The organism is Phycicoccus avicenniae, assembly GCF_018139485.1.
In the GTDB taxonomy this organism is placed as follows: Bacteria; Actinomycetota; Actinomycetes; order Actinomycetales; family Dermatophilaceae; genus Phycicoccus; species Phycicoccus avicenniae.
Window position 1 is genome coordinate 60,917 of the sequence record NZ_JAGSNF010000012.1, and the last position, 14,483, is coordinate 75,399.

Genomic DNA, 14,483 nt, shown 5'->3' on the forward strand with positions numbered 1-14,483 from the left:
TCACAAGCGGTGGACCCCGTCCCCGTCCGCGGCCTTGCCGCGGGTGTCGAAGAAGCGGGAGGCCTTCGCGGCGAGCGCGTCGACGTCGTAGGACCGGTGGTTCTGGAGCAGGACGACGAGGTCGGCGTCGGCGATCGCGGCGTCGAGGTCGTCGACGCGCGGCACCCGGTCCCCGACCGCGGTCCACGTCTGCACGTGCGGGTCGTGGAAGACGAGGTCGGCGCCCTTGTCGAGCATGTGCTTGGCGACCGGCACGGCCGGCGACTCGCGCTGGTCGGCGATGTTCGGCTTGTACGTGACGCCGAGGAGGAGGACCCGAGCCCCGCGCAGCGCCTTGCCGTCCTCGTTGAGGATGTCCTGGGCGCGGGACACGACGTACGCCGGCATCGTCGAGTTGATCTCCTGGGCCAGCTCGACGAACCGGAACGGGTACCCGAGCTTGGCCCGGACGTTGTAGCTGAGGTAGTTCGGGTCGATCGGGATGCAGTGCCCGCCGACGCCCGGACCGGGGTAGAACGCCTGGAACCCGAACGGCTTCGTCGCCGCGGCGTCGATGACGTCCCAGAGGTCGATGTCGAGGTCGTGGCAGAACCGCGCCATCTCGTTGACCAGCGCGATGTTGATGTGCCGGTAGGTGTTCTCGAGCAGCTTGGCCGTCTCGGCCTCGCGGGTGCCCTTGGCGCGCACGACGGTGTCGACGAAGCGGCCGTAGAAGGCGGCGGCGCGGTCCCCGCACGCAGGGGTGAACCCGCCGACGACCTTCGGGGTGTTCTTCGCGCCGAACTGCGCGTTCCCCGGGTCGATGCGCTCGGGCGAGAAGGCGAGGTGGAAGTCGGTCCCGGCGGTGAGCCCGCCCGCCTCGAGGATCGGGCGGACGACCTCGTCCGTCGTGCCCGGGTAGGTCGTCGACTCGAGGATGACGAGGGTGCCGGCGGTGAGGTTGCGGGCGATGGCCGCGACGGCGCCCTCGACGGCGCCGAGGTCGGGACCGCCGTCCTCGCCGAGCGGGGTGGGGACGCAGATGACGACGGTCTCGGCGTCGCGGATGACGTCCTCGCTCGTCGAGGCCTCGAAGCCGGCGTCGAGCAGCTCGCGCAGCTCGGCGTCGTCGATGTCGTCGATGTGCGACGTCCCTCCGTTGAGCCCGGCCACGACCCGCTCGCTGATGTCGAAGCCGCGCACCGTGAGACCGGCGCGGGTGGCTTCCTGGACCAGGGGCAGTCCGACGTAGCCGAGACCGATGACGGTGACGTCCACAGCCATCTGACACTCCTTCGGGGTGGTGGCGTTGGGCCCGTCCAGGGCCTCGCGGAGTCTATCCCAGCGCCGCCGGACCCCCCGGGACGGACCCGCCCGGCGCCGGCCCCCGGGTCTGCTTGACTGGCGCCATGTCCGCCCCAGACCGGCAGCCGGCGCCCGCCCGGGTCGTCGTGCTCGACACGCCGGGGTCCGCGGACGACCGGACGTGGGGCGCGGCGACGACGGAGACGGTGCGGGTGACATCCGGCGAGGGGTCCGGCGGGGCCGGGTCCCGGCTGCGGCGGGCGCTCGGGGGCGCCGTCCCCGCGCTCCGCTCGGCCCTGCGGGCCCGCTCCCACCCCGCCGCGACCGGCCGCTACCTCGCGGCCGGTGGCCCGTCCGGGCCCGTCGACGTCGTCGTGTCGACGACCGCCGCGACCGACGCGCTCGCCGCCGTCGCCGCCCGGATCACGGGTGCACCCGACGTCCTCGTCGGGACCGCGGCCCGGCGGGCCGTCGGCGCGCTCGAGGACTGGGAGCGGGCGCTCGACCGGGTGACGGCCGGCGTCGAGGACGGCCCGCGGGACCGGTTCCCCGAGGGGGCGGTCGTCGCCGACCTGCGCGCCCGGGCCGGGGACCTCCTCACCGCGTGCCCGGACCTCCTCGTCCCCGTCGACGAGGTCGCCCGGCACGCCCGCGCCTGGGTGGCCCGGCTCGACCACGAGGTCGCCGCCCGGCTCGTCGACGACGCGCTCGGCGGCCTCCCGTGGCCCGTGGGTCCGGCGGGGCGCAGCGGCCTCACGGCGCGGCTGCTGTGGGCGCGCACCTCGACCGACGCCGAGGGGGACCTCACCGGCCCGGACCTGCCGGCCGCCGCGCGGTCCGCGGTCGCGGGCTCGGAGGAGGCGTGGGCGGCCGGCGCGACCGACGTCGCGCTCGACCGCTGGTGCGACGCCTGGGAGCTGCTCTACCACCGCGACCTGCACGCCGACGTCGAGCGCTCCCCCCTCGTCGAGGACCCGGCCGGCTGGCTCGCGCCGCTCACCGGGTCGAGCGTCCTCGCCGCCCTCACCGGCGCCGCCACCCCGGCGGCCGGGCGCCCCGTCCCGCCCCCGCGCGAGGACGGGCGCCGGCCGCGGGTGCTCGTCGGCACCGGGATGCTCGGCTCGTTCCACGCCGAGGTCGTCGGGGCCCTCGAGCCCGCGGCCGACGTCGAGGTGCTCGACGTCGTCGCCGAGTTCCCCCGGCTGCGCCGCCAGCGCCGCGCGAGCCGGGCCGCCCTCGGGGACGTCGCGGCGACGCGCGGGGTGACGAGCGACCGACGCCAGGACCGCCGCGCGGACCGTCTCCGGGCCCGGTGCGAGGGCCGCGACGTCGTCTTCTCCGACTGGGCCGACGCCTCGACCGTGTGGCTGGCGGCCGTCCTGCCACCGGGCCCCCGGTTCGTCGTGCGCGTCCACAGCGTCGACGCGCTCACCGCCTGGTTCCCCCTCGTCGACTGGCGGCGGGTCGACGAGGTCGTCGTCATCGCCCCCGCGCTGCGCTCCCTCGTCACCGACCTCCTCGCCGCCCTCGGGGTCACCGACCTGCCCGTCTCCTACCTCCCCGGGCTCGTCGCCGTCCACGCGATGCCGGCGGAGAAGGAGGACGGGGCCCGGCACACCCTCGGCATGATCGGCTGGGCCCGCCGTGTCAAGGACGTCGCCTGGGCGCTCGACCTGCTCGAGCGGGACCCCGCGTGGCGGCTCGTCCTCGTGGGCCCGCCGCTGGAGGCCTCTTCCGGGACCGCCCGGGCGCGGGCCTACGCCACCGCGGTGCTCGAGCGCCTCGACCGGCCCGACGTCCGCGACCGGGTCGAGGTCGTCGGCTGGTGCGACGACGTCTCGGTCCCACTCCGGCGGGTCGGCGTCATGCTCTCGACGAGCCGCCGGGAGGGCAACCACCACGGGCTCGTCGAGGGCGCGGCGTCCGGCGCCGTGCCCGTGGTGCGCGACTGGCCGCTCTTCGCCCGCCGCGGCGGCGCCCGCGCGGTGTTCCCCCCGGAGTGGGTCGTCGGCTCGCTCGAGGAGGCGGCCGACCGGGTCCGCGCCACGACCGCCGACCCCGCGACGTGGGAGCGCGAGCGGCGTCGCGCCCGGGACGCGGCGGTGCGGATGTTCGACCCGGAGCGGGCCGCGGCGCGCTACCGCGCGGCGGTCCTCGGCGTCGGGGCCGGGGACGACGCCGGCGAGGAGGTCAGTCCTCGAGGCGGTTCTTGATCTCGTGGATGATGTCGGTCGTCGAGATGTCGGCCGTCCGCGGCAGGTAGACGACCTCGACGACGTCGCGGAACTCGTCGAAGCGGCCCTCCCAGTCCTGGCCCATGACGAGGACGTCCGCCCGGTGCTCGAGGAGGTACTCGCGCTTGGCCTCGAGGGAGTGCTCGTAGAACACCGCGTCGACGCAGTCGAGGCTCGCGACGATCTGCGACCGGTGCTCCTGGCGGTAGACCGGGTAGCGCCCCTTCTTCGCGTGGTTCAGCTCGTCGGTGGAGATGCCGACCGTGAGGTGGTCCCCCAGGTCGTGGGCGCGCGTGAGGATGTTGACGTGCCCGACGTGGAACACGTCGAAGGTGCCGAAGGTGATGACGCGGGTGCTCACAGACCTCTCCCGGGGACGACTGGGTGTGAGGGTACCCGGCCGCGGCGGGTACCCTGGGCGGGCCGTTTCCGCGCGCCCCCACCCCTGCCCGCGCCGCCCGTCCGGCGCCCGCGTCCGTCCGAGGAGACCCGTGTCGCTGCTCCACGACCTGAGGTCGGCGCGCATCGTCGTGGGGCGCTCCCTCCGACGGCGCCGGGCACGCGCCGCCTGGGCCGCCTCGCCCGCGCGGTCCGCGGAGCACCCGGGCGTCGAGGCCCTCGTCTTCTTCCCCGACCCGCCGGTCAACGCCTACCAGGTGCGCCAGTGGTACGAGCCGATGCGGGCCCTGTCGCAGCGGCACCGGGTGGCCGTCGTGACGACCGACCCGGAGACCGCCGTCGCGCTCGAGGCCGAGTCGCCGCTGCCGGTGCTGTGGCACCGCTCGGTCGGCGAGACCGAGGAGTGGATGGACCGGCGTCGCGTCGGCGTCGTCTTCTACGTCAACCAGAACGTCACGAACTTCCGGATGATGCGCCACCGCCGGCCGGCCCACGTCTTCGTGAGCCACGGCGAGTCCGACAAGGACTACATGGCCTCCAACCAGCTCAAGGCCTACGACCACACCTTCGTCGCCGGCCGGGCCGCCGAGGAGCGGATCGCGGGCCGGCTCGTCGACTTCGACGTCGAGCGCCACCTCGTGCGCGTCGGCCGTCCCCAGGTCGACGTCCCCGGCACCGGCCCGGACCTGCCGGACGACGGGCGCACCGTCGTCCTCTACGCCCCGACGTGGGAGGGCGACCGGCCGTCGATGGCCTACTCCTCCCTCGCCAGCCACGGCCCCGCGCTCGTCGACGCCCTCCTCGCGACCGGACGGCACCGGCTCGTCTACCGCCCGCACCCGCGCACCGGCGTCTCCGACCCCGCGTACGCCGCGGCGCACCGGGCGGTCCTCGCCCGGGTCGAGCGCGCCGGCGAGCAGGACCCCGGGGCGGGCCACGTCGTCGACACCGGGTCGGCCTACGGCTGGCAGCTCGCCGCCGCCGACGCCTGCGTCACCGACGTCTCGGCCGTCGCCTTCGACTTCCTGGCGACCGGCAAACCGCTGGTCGTCACGGCCCCCGCCTCCCCGGCGGCCGTCATGGACCCGGGCGGGCTCACCTCCTTGCTGCCGCCGCTGCCCGCCGAGCGGGCCGGCGAGGTCGTCGAGCGGATCGAGGCCGAGACCTCCGCCGACGCCGGCCGGGCCCGCGCCGCCGTCGTCGAGCGCTACTTCGGGGACACCACCCCCGGCGCCGCGACCGCCCGCTTCGTCGAGGCGAGCAGCCGGATCATCGAGGCCCGTCTGGCCCTCTACCCCGCCGAGGCGACGCCGGCCCCCGACCCCACCGACGGCCCGGACCCCGCCGACGCCGGGTCCGACGCCGGACCCGCGACGCCCGGAGGACCGCGATGACGAGCACCGACACCGCGACCCGGGAGGAGACGCCGAGCGCCCACGTCGGCCCGCGCTTCCGCCCCGACATCGAGGGCATGCGCGCCATCGCCATCGGCCTCGTCGTCGTCTACCACGCCGGGGTGAGCCGGCTGCCCGGCGGCTTCGTCGGCGTCGACGTCTTCTTCGTCATCTCCGGCTTCCTCATCACCGGGCTCCTCGTCCGGGAGGTAACGACGACCGGGCGCGTCTCGCTCGCCCGGTTCTACGCCCGCCGGGCCAAGCGCCTGCTGCCCGCGACCGGGCTCGTGCTCATCGTCACGGTGCTGCTCACGTGGCTCACCGTCTCGGCCGTCCGGTGGCGCGAGTTCGGCGTCGACGTCGTGAGCGCCGCGACGTACGTCGTGAACTGGCGCCTCGCGGCCCGCTCCGTCGACTACCTCGCGGAGGACGTCGGCGCCTCGCCGGTCCAGCACTTCTGGTCCCTCGCCGTCGAGGAGCAGTTCTACATCGTCTGGCCGCTCCTGCTCGTCGCCATCGCCTGGCTGCTGCGCCGCCGGCCCGGGCTGCGGCCCCGCCGGGTCATGGCCGTCGGCATCGCCGCGGTCATCGTCCCGTCCTTCGCCTACTCGGTGTACCTCACCTCGGCGAACCCGGCGACCGCCTTCTTCGTCACGCCGACCCGGCTCTGGGAGCTCGGCATCGGCGCCTTCGTCGCCATCGGCGCGACGCTGTGGACCCGGGTGCCCCGGGTGGCGGCGATCGTCCTCGGCTGGGCCGGCTTCGTCGCCGTCGTCGGGAGCGGCTTCCTCCTCACGACGGAGGTCGCGTGGCCGGGGTACGCGGCCCTCGTCCCGACGCTCGGCACGGCGGCGATGATCGTCGCCGGGTACACCTCCGGGCGAGCCGGGGTCGCGGGGCTGCTGTCCTGGCGCCCGGCCGTCTGGGTCGGCGGGATCTCCTACTCCCTCTACCTCTGGCACTGGCCGCTCATCGTCGCCGCGACCGCCTACTGGGGCGAGCTGAGCGGCTGGTGGGGACTGGTCGTCATGGCCGTCGCCGTCGTCCCGTCGTGGCTGTCGCTCAAGCTCATCGAGAACCCGATCCGGTTCGCCCCGGCGCTCTCGCGCTCGAACCGGCTCGCCCTCTCGGTCGGCGGCAACTTCACCGCCGTCGGGGTCGTCGCGGGCCTCGTCCTCGTCCTCCTCGTGCCCTCGACGTCCGCGCCCGCCGTCACCGGCGGGGCGTCGGGGTCCGGGGTGTCCGGCGCGGGCGCCCTGTCCGGGACCTCGGCGCCGGCAGGGACCGTCGACAGCCTCGCCGAGGTCGAGGGCTACGTCCCGAGCGTCGTCGACGCCGAGGACGACGTCCCGCCGTACCCCGAGGAGTGCCAGGTCGACCAGGTCTCCCCGGACCCCGTCGTCTGCGAGTGGGGGGACACCGAGGGCGACCTCACCGTCGCGCTCGTCGGCGACTCCAAGGCGATGCAGTACTACTCCCCGCTCGACGCCATCGCCAAGGACGAGGGCTGGCGGATCGTGTCGATGACGAAGTCGGCGTGCGGGTTCCACGACGGCATGCAGGTCGCGAGCGGCGAGCCCTACACCTCGTGCGCGGAGTGGAACGACGCCGTCGTCGAGAACCTCCTCGACCTCTCCCCGGACGTCCTCGTCACCTCCGAGCGGATCAACGACGCGCTCACCGACCCGACCGACGTCACGACCCGGTCCGTCGACGCGATGGTCGAGGCCATGACGCGGCAGTGGACGACGGTGACCGAGGCCGGCATCCCGATGGTCGTCATCGCCGACAACCCGAGCCCCGGCGACGTCTCCCCCGTCTACGAGTGCATCGCCGACAACGACGGCGACCTCGCGGCCTGCACCTTCGACCGCGAGCGGGGCACGGCCGACAGCGGGGCCGCCGCCCAGCTGCCCGCGGCGCGGGCGGTCGAGGGGGTCCGGGTGGTCGACGTCCGGGACGCGATCTGCCCCCGATCGCGGTGCGTCCCGGTCATCGGCGGGGTCCTCGTCTACCGCCAGACCTCGCACATCACCGACACCTACGCCCGCTCGATGCAGGCCACCCTGGCCGCTGCCCTCGTCCCCCAGGTGGAGGCCGCGACCGAGGACGCCGAGGGGTCCTGAGGAGCCTTCGGCGCGAGGCCACCGTGCAGTAGCGTGAGCCCCCGACCAGACCGGCCCGCCGGACCCCGACGTCACGAGGAACACCGTGCTCGACCGCATCCGAGACCTGCAGGGGTCGCTGTCCCGGTTCCGCCAACGGCAGCGCGCCTCCACCACGAGGGACCCGCAGGCCAAGGAGGTCGAGCGCCGGGTCGCCGACCTCCGGCGCGAGCTCGCCGACCTCGACGCCGAGAAGGCCGACCTGCTGCGGCGGCGCCGCGAGATCCAACGCGAGCTCGGCCCGTCGATCGGACGGAAGGTCATGCCGCTCGCCCGGGTCGAGAAGACGAACGGCACGGCGAGCTTCGTCGCCGGGGTGCGGATGATGCAGCGGATCCACCGCCGCGCGGAGAACCCCGCCCACGGGTTCGACGGGGCCGGCGCCGTCTTCGCCGACCGCGGGACCACCGAGCGGTTCGTCCTGTCCCACGACGTCCCCCTGCGCACCACCCCCGACGAGGGTCCGACGGACCGCACCGTCGTCGTCCACGCCTTCCACGGGCAGGTGGGCCTGCTCGAGGTGGCCGTCGGCGGCGCCGCCCGCCACCTCGACGGCGACCTCGCCGACCTCGGCGACGTGCGCGAGGCGGTGCCGCACGACGGCGACATCCCCCTGCCGGCGTCGCTCGGCGAGGTCGCGGCGTGGTCGGCCCGTCTCTCCGACCACGTGAGCCGCCCCTACGTCCAGGTCGTGTGGCGCCAGGACGGGGACCACCTCGCGCTCGACCGCCTCGACGTCGACCCGGACCGGCTGCCGGTGCTCACCGAGGAGCAGGACGAGCGGCTCGGCCATCTCTTCGACACCGGGCACGCCCGGATGCTCAAGCAGCCCTACCTCGCGGGCGCCCTGGAGAACCGGGTCCCCGGCGGGGTCTTCGACCCGAACGAGCCCGTCGACCCGGCGGACGCCCCGTGAGCCCGTCGGGAGCGCCCGCGCCGTCGGCGAAGGCGGCCAAGCGGCTGCGCCGCGTCGAGCGACAGCTCGCCCGCCGTCGCGACCAGGTCGAGCGGGCCCGGGCCCAGGTCGCGATCCTCGAGGACGAGCGGCTGAGCCCGATGCGGCGCACCGTGCGCGACGCCGAGGACCCCGAGCGCGCGCTCGGCGACCCCTCGTACACCCTGTCCGCGCGGCTGCACCGCAGGGCGAACACGACCCGGGTCTACACCCGCGAGCGGATGCGCGAGCCGATCCTCCAGCTCTACGCCAAGCTGCCGGCCCAGCGCTACGCCGCGCTGCACGGCGTCCGGGTGCCGCAGGTCCTCGGCCGTTGGCCCGACCCGGGCGCCGTCGTCTGGGACGACCTGCCGGACCGGTTCGTCCTCAAGAGCAACATCGGCGGCGGCGGGATGAACGTCTTCCCCCTCGTGCGCGACCCGGGCACCGGGGAGTGGACCGACGTCCTCGCCCAGGAGCGCACGACCCCCGAGGCCGTGACGGCCAAGCTGTGGGACAAGCACGAGAAGCGCTCGACGTACTTCGCCGAGGAGTTCCTCGTCGGCCGCGGCGGTGACCCCCGGTCGGTGCCGGACGACATCAAGGTCTTCTGCTTCTACGGCGAGCCGGTCTACATGGAGGTCCGCCGGGGCGACCAGTCCCGGGCGAGCCACATCACCCAGCAGGTGCGCGCCTTCGCCGTCGACGGCACCGAGCTGCACCACGTCCGCGCGCTCATGGACGCCAGCGACGGCGACGTCACCGCCCCCTCCGACTTCCCGGCGATCGCCGAGGCCTGCCGTCGCCTGTCCGGCGGGATCCGCCGTCCCCTGGAGCGGCTGGACTTCTTCGACACCGACGACGGGCTCGTCTTCGGCGAGCTCACCCAGAACCCCGGCCGCCCGCCCGCCCTCGTCCCGGAGTGGGACCGCCGCATGGGCGAGGCCTACGAGGCCGCGTACGCCCGGCTGCTCGCCGACCTCGCCGCCGAGGGGGCCCTGCACGTCGACCACGGCGACCGACCCGACGCGCCGTGAGCGCCACCTCCCGCAGCGCGGGCGCCGACCTCCGCGGCACCCTGCGACGACTCGAACGGGCCGTCGCCCGGCGCGGGCGGCTCGTGGCGCGGCTCACCGCCCAGGTCGCCATCCTCACCGAGGAGACCCGCTCCCCGATGGAGCGCACCCTCGGGACGGGCCCGGACCGCGAGCAGGACCTCGGGGTGGCCTCGTACGTCCTCGCGGCGCGCATGCACCGGCGTCACCACGTCCACGTCAACGCCAGGGAGGGACTGCGCGAGCCGATCCTCGACCTCGCCCCCAAGCTCCCCGGGCGAGCCTGGGCCGTGCGCAACGGGGTGCGGGTCGCCCGCGAGCTCGGCCGGTGGCCGGACCCGGACGCGGTCGACTGGGACGCCCTGCCCGACCGGTTCGTCCTCAAGAGCAGCATCGGCGCCGGCGGCGTCAACGTCTTCCCGCTCGTCCGGCGGCCGGACGGCGGGTGGACGGACATGCTCACCGGCGAACCGACGACGCGCGCGGAGGTGACGCAGGCCCTGTGGTCGCGGCACGGCGACCGCTCGACGTACTTCGCCGAGGAGTTCCTCGTCGGCCGCGGCGGCCGACCCGGGGACGTCCCCGACGACGTCAAGGTCTTCTGCTTCTACGGCCGGCCCTTCTACGTCGAGGTCCGCCGGGGTGACCAGTCGCGCGCCCGCGACGTGACCCCACGGGTCCGCACGTTCACCGCCGACGGCACCGAGCTGCACCACGTCCGCGCGCTGCTGGACCCGGGCGACGGCGACGTCGGGGAGCCCTCGGACCTCGCCACCGTCGTCGAGGTCGCGGGCCGGCTGTCCGCGACGATCCGGCGCCCGCTGCAGCGGCTCGACTTCTTCGAGACGGGCGACGGCCTCGTCTTCGGCGAGGTGACCCTGAGCCCCGGTCACCCGCCGGCCCTCGGGACGACGTGGGACCGCCGGATGGGCGAGGCCTACGAGGACGCCTACGGGCGGCTGCTCGCCGATCTCGCCGCCGAGGGCGCGCTCGGCGTGACCTTCGGGGACGGCCCGGTCAGCGCCTGATCCGGGCGAGCTGCTCCTCGACGACGGCGACCGTGCGGGCGCAGTTGCCCTGGTCGCGGTAGGGGAAGGCCGCCTCGACCCGGGCGGCGTACACCGGGTCCTGCGCGCAGTCCCGGGCCAGCAGCGCCTCGAGCTCGTCGAGCGAGGCGTCGAGGCCCTCGACGACCGGCCCGAACCCCTCGGTGCGGTGGTCGAACCACGACGGCGAGGCGTGCAGGGTGTCGTACTCGTCCTCGTCGAAGCGCACGTAGACGACGGGGGTGCCCATGTACGCGACGTCGAAGTGCACCGACGAGTAGTCGGTGACGAGTGCGTCGCACGCGCGGATCGCGTCCTGGATGGCGACGGTGTTCGCGTCGGCGACCGCGACCCGGTCCCCCGCGACGGGGGCGCCCACGAACTTCGAGGCCATGTTGTAGTGCGGCAGGAAGGTGAGGCGGTAGTCGTACCGCTCGAGCATCTGCTGCAGGCGCGGGCTCTCGAGGAAGCCCGACATGAAGCGCTGGTAGCGCGAGCCCTCGTAGGCCCGCTCGCCCTCCTGCGCCCCGTCGAGCACCTTCGTCACGAGGTACTTGCGCCACGTCGGCATGAAGAGCACCGTCCGGCTCGGGGGCGTCGGCACGAGCGCGTCGTAGCGCGGCATCCCGATCTCGACGAGTTGCTCGTCGTACCCGGACGACGCCTTGAGGGCCTCGGTCTCCCCCGGGGTGACGGTGAGGCAGACGTCGTACCCGGTCGTGCCCCGCTTCACGGCCGTCGGGCTGAGGTGCACGCCGTGCTTGAGGTACACCCGCAGCGCCCCGACGCGCCACACGAGGTGGCGGGTGTACGTCGCCGCCGCCCAGTGGCTCGGGATGAGGTACCGGACGGAGTAGGCGTTGGCGAGCACCGACGCGTGCAGCATGAGCAGCTGGTGGCGCACGGAGGAGTGCTGGACGACGTTGCCGAGGTCGCGCACCCGCGCGTACTGCGGGCTCTCCCGGTCGATGACGTAGTAGACCTTCTTCTCCGGGTGGGTCGTCCGGAGGTGACGGAAGAGGTGGAGCCCGTTGTCCTGCGCGGTGTCCGCCCGCTCCCCGACGATCCAGATCTCCTGCCGGGCGAAGAGCGGCAGCGTGGCGAGCCGGACGGCGCGGAGCAGCCTGGCCCGGCGGTTCCCCCTGCCGCGCAGGACGAAGCTCGCGTCCTTCTTGAGCATCGTCGCGTGCCAGCGGGCGGCCGCGCGCCGACCGGAGCCGACCTGGAGGGTGAGGAAGGAGCGGCGGCCCCGCCGGGTCGTGTGCAGCAGGTAGCGCAGGGTGCGGGCGGACCCGCCGGACGTCGGCAGGTCCATCCGGACGGTGCGGGCGCTGATGAGCGCGCCGCGCCGCGGTCGCAGGTTCCGGCGGCGGGCGAGGACCTCGCGCTCGCTCACGACCTCGACGACGAGGCGGTAGTGGCCGTCGCGGACGCCGGCGAGGTCGATGCCCGCCCGGAACGCCTCCCAGCGGACGACGCCCTTGGAGTCGATGCGGTGCTCGAGCCGGGTCTCCGGCGAGGACGACACGTCCCCGGCCGGTCCGGTGAGGACGACCCGGTAGCGCCACGGGGGCTCCGGGAGGTCCGGCAGCGTCTTGGCGGCGAGGAACATGAGGACGTCGATGCGGGTGCCGTGCGGGTCGACCGACTCCAGGAGCGGCTGGGCCGCGGCGAGGGACAGCTGCCCGAGGTAGGCCCCCTCGTCGCCGTCCCGGGCGACCTCGCGCTCGGTGAGCCGGTCCCGGACGTAGCGCGCGACGAGCGGCCGGGCCGCGTGCTTGCCCGCGACGAGGAGGGGCGCGCCCGGCAGCAGGTCGAGCGGCTCGAGGGCGACCACCTCCACGGCGAGCTCGGTCGCCCAGCCCTGGTCCGGGGCCGTCGTCAGCCACCACGAGGCCGCGACGTACCGCGTCCCGAGGGAGCCGAGCAGGTCGTACACCGTGTCGCTGAGGTCCTGCTCGCTGCCCGAGCGCGCGAGGACCCGCCGGACCCGGTCCTCGAGCGGCCAGTCAGCGGTGTCGACCTCGCGGCCGTGGACGAGCGTCACGGGGACGCCGGCGAGGTCGGGGTTGGCCTGCAGGGCGGCGAGCGCCTCGGGCACCCGCTCGAGGGTGTCGTCGCTCGCGACGAGGACGACCGAGAGGTCGAGCGAGCCGGGGTCGGGGAGGACCTCCTGGGTGGCCGGGTGCCGCAGCGTCATCGGGCGTCCCGCCTCGTCCGTCCCATGCGTCCCATCCGTCGTCGCTCCACGTCTCACGTCGTCGCCGCCCGCACCCGGGCCCGGACCCGCCGGGCCGTGGCCCGCAGCCCCGCGGCACCGCGGTCCACGAGCCGCCACCACTGGACGGCGGGGCCTCCGGCGGTCGCCACCGAGTGCGCGACCCGTTCGCAGTTCCGTCGGTCATGGTAGCGAACGAGGCGGTGGGCCCGGTCGGCGTACCCGGGGGCCACGGGGTACCCCCGGCGCGCCGTGTCGAGCACGTGCTCGACGAGCGCGTCGACGTCCCGGACGATGGGGCCGGGCAGGTCGGCGTTGAGGTCGAGGTGGGACCCCTGCGCCCCGAAGAAGCGCTCCTGGTCGAACTGGAAGTAGGCGACCGGGCGGCCGAGGAGCGCGACGTCGAAGCCCACCGAGGAGTAGTCGGTGACGAGCATCTCGTGCTCGCGCAGCAGCGTCTGCAGCTCGGCCTCGCCCTGGGTGAGCACCCGCACGCCGGGGGCCGCGAACGCCTCGGCGAACCCGCGCATGTTCGGGTGCAGGATGAAGGTCACCCGCAGCCCTCCCGCGACCGCGTCGGCGAGCGCCGGGTGCCCGAGCACCGCCTGCCACGCCTGCCGGTACTCGCTGGCGATGAACGCCTCGTGGTTGCTGATCCACTCGCGCCACGTGGGGACGACGAGCACGCCCGACGGCGGCCGCTCCGGCGGCCGGAGCAGGGCGTCGAAGCGCGGGAGCCCGGTGACCCGCACCTGGGCCGGTCGGTAGCGGAACTCCCGCACCGCGGTGTCCCGCTCCCGGTCGGAGCTGACGTGCAGCCGGTCGGTGCGGAAGCCGGGGGCGAAGCGGCCGTAGTTGCCGACCATGTTCTTCGTGCCGGAGACCCCGTGGCGGATGAAGACCCGCACCCCCCGGACGGCCCGCACGACGCGGGGGTCGCGGGAGGGCAGCAGGTACTCGGCGTGGTGGGTGCCGACGAGACGCGTCGCGAGGAAGGCCACCCGCACGTGCTCCGGCGAGTGCCGGAGGACGACGTGGCCGAGGCCCTCGAGCCGGGGCAGGTCCGGCGAGGTCGCGTCGATGACGTAGTAGGCCGGGAGGTCGGGCCGGTGCTCGCGCAGCCAGCGGAAGAGGTGGTAGCCGTTGTCCTGCGCCCGGTGGGGCTGCTCCCCGACGAGCCACGTCCCGCGGACGGCCCGCACGGGCGGAAGCAGCCACGCGACCCGGCGCCACCGGTGCAGCGCGGCGAGCGCCTCGGGGGTCATCCGCTCGACGAGCAGCGAGCGGTGCCCCGCCCGGAAGGTCGTGTACGGGACGAGCTGGACGACCTCGTCGCCGCGGGTGACGACGCCCCAGGGGCGCGCCCGGGCGCCGAGCGGCCGGCGGACCCGGCGCAGGGTCGTCGTGCCCCGCGCGTCGTCGGTCGCGACGAGGACGTCGAGCATCTCGTCGGCGGGGGCGAGCCGACCGACGAGCGCGGCGAGGTCGAGGGTCACCTCGCCCTCCTGGACCCGCCCCCCGCCGCGGCGCGCCCGGGTGGGGGCGGCGAGGGTGCCGGGGACCTCGTGCCGCATCCGGGTCTGACGCGAGAGGACGACCGCGCGCAGGGCCTGCGCCGGGGCGTCGTCGCGGACCGGGAGCCGCACCCGGAGGCGGACGGCTCCCCCACGCCGGACGTGCTCGTGGAAGACGACCGCCGGGTCGGGCGGGGCCGTCGTCACCGGCGCAGGGGTGGTGGTGTCCATCGCGACCGA

The 14,483-nt window shown here is 75.0% G+C and carries 10 protein-coding genes; 6 read left to right on the top strand and 4 right to left on the bottom strand.

Translation table 11 applies throughout. From position 1 onward, the window contains the following. The gene (locus KC207_RS09240) at positions 1-1,263 is read right to left on the bottom strand and encodes a nucleotide sugar dehydrogenase (RefSeq protein ID WP_211602729.1); all 1,263 of its coding nucleotides are present in this window, start codon (positions 1,261-1,263) and stop codon (positions 1-3) included. Positions 1,264-1,388: 125 nt separating this feature from the next. Here KC207_RS09240 and KC207_RS09245 point away from each other — a divergent pair, with 125 nt between their 5' ends. After that, the gene (locus KC207_RS09245; RefSeq protein ID WP_211602730.1) at positions 1,389-3,497 is read left to right on the top strand and encodes a glycosyltransferase family protein; all 2,109 of its coding nucleotides are present in this window, start codon (positions 1,389-1,391) and stop codon (positions 3,495-3,497) included. Here the strand turns inward: KC207_RS09245 and KC207_RS09250 are convergent. Continuing rightward, a complete protein-coding gene (locus KC207_RS09250) occupies positions 3,475-3,879 on the bottom strand; it encodes an FAD synthase family protein (protein ID WP_249138663.1) in 405 nt (134 codons plus the stop codon). The genes KC207_RS09245 and KC207_RS09250 overlap by 23 nt on opposite strands. A 130-nt stretch (positions 3,880-4,009) precedes the next feature. Here KC207_RS09250 and KC207_RS09255 point away from each other — a divergent pair, with 130 nt between their 5' ends. From KC207_RS09255 to KC207_RS09275, 5 genes are all read left to right on the top strand, one after another. Then, positions 4,010-5,311 (top strand): CDP-glycerol glycerophosphotransferase family protein, encoded by a 1,302-nt coding sequence (locus KC207_RS09255; protein WP_211602836.1) that lies wholly within the window; start codon positions 4,010-4,012, stop codon positions 5,309-5,311. Beyond that, positions 5,308-7,437 (top strand): acyltransferase family protein, encoded by a 2,130-nt coding sequence (locus KC207_RS09260; protein WP_211602732.1) that lies wholly within the window; start codon positions 5,308-5,310, stop codon positions 7,435-7,437. The genes KC207_RS09255 and KC207_RS09260 overlap by 4 nt, the downstream gene beginning before the upstream one ends. Before the next feature lie 85 nt (positions 7,438-7,522). After that, the gene (locus KC207_RS09265; protein ID WP_211602733.1) at positions 7,523-8,392 is read left to right on the top strand and encodes a coiled-coil domain-containing protein; all 870 of its coding nucleotides are present in this window, start codon (positions 7,523-7,525) and stop codon (positions 8,390-8,392) included. Then, positions 8,389-9,447 (top strand): ATP-grasp fold amidoligase family protein, encoded by a 1,059-nt coding sequence (locus tag KC207_RS09270; RefSeq protein WP_211602734.1) that lies wholly within the window; start codon positions 8,389-8,391, stop codon positions 9,445-9,447. Before KC207_RS09265 ends, KC207_RS09270 begins: the two co-directional genes overlap by 4 nt. Next, positions 9,444-10,493, top strand: a complete 1,050-nt coding sequence (locus tag KC207_RS09275; protein ID WP_211602735.1) for an ATP-grasp fold amidoligase family protein — start codon at positions 9,444-9,446, stop codon at positions 10,491-10,493. Before KC207_RS09270 ends, KC207_RS09275 begins: the two co-directional genes overlap by 4 nt. On the opposite strand, the gene KC207_RS09280 is transcribed toward KC207_RS09275, so the two are convergent. Beyond that, entirely contained in the window at positions 10,483-12,711 is a 2,229-nt protein-coding gene (locus KC207_RS09280; RefSeq protein ID WP_211602736.1) for a CDP-glycerol glycerophosphotransferase family protein, read from the bottom strand. The two genes, KC207_RS09275 and KC207_RS09280, sit on opposite strands and share 11 nt — an antisense overlap. A 53-nt stretch (positions 12,712-12,764) precedes the next feature. Beyond that, a complete protein-coding gene (locus KC207_RS09285; RefSeq protein WP_211602737.1) occupies positions 12,765-14,474 on the bottom strand; it encodes a CDP-glycerol glycerophosphotransferase family protein in 1,710 nt (569 codons plus the stop codon). Positions 14,475-14,483 lie beyond the last annotated feature (9 nt).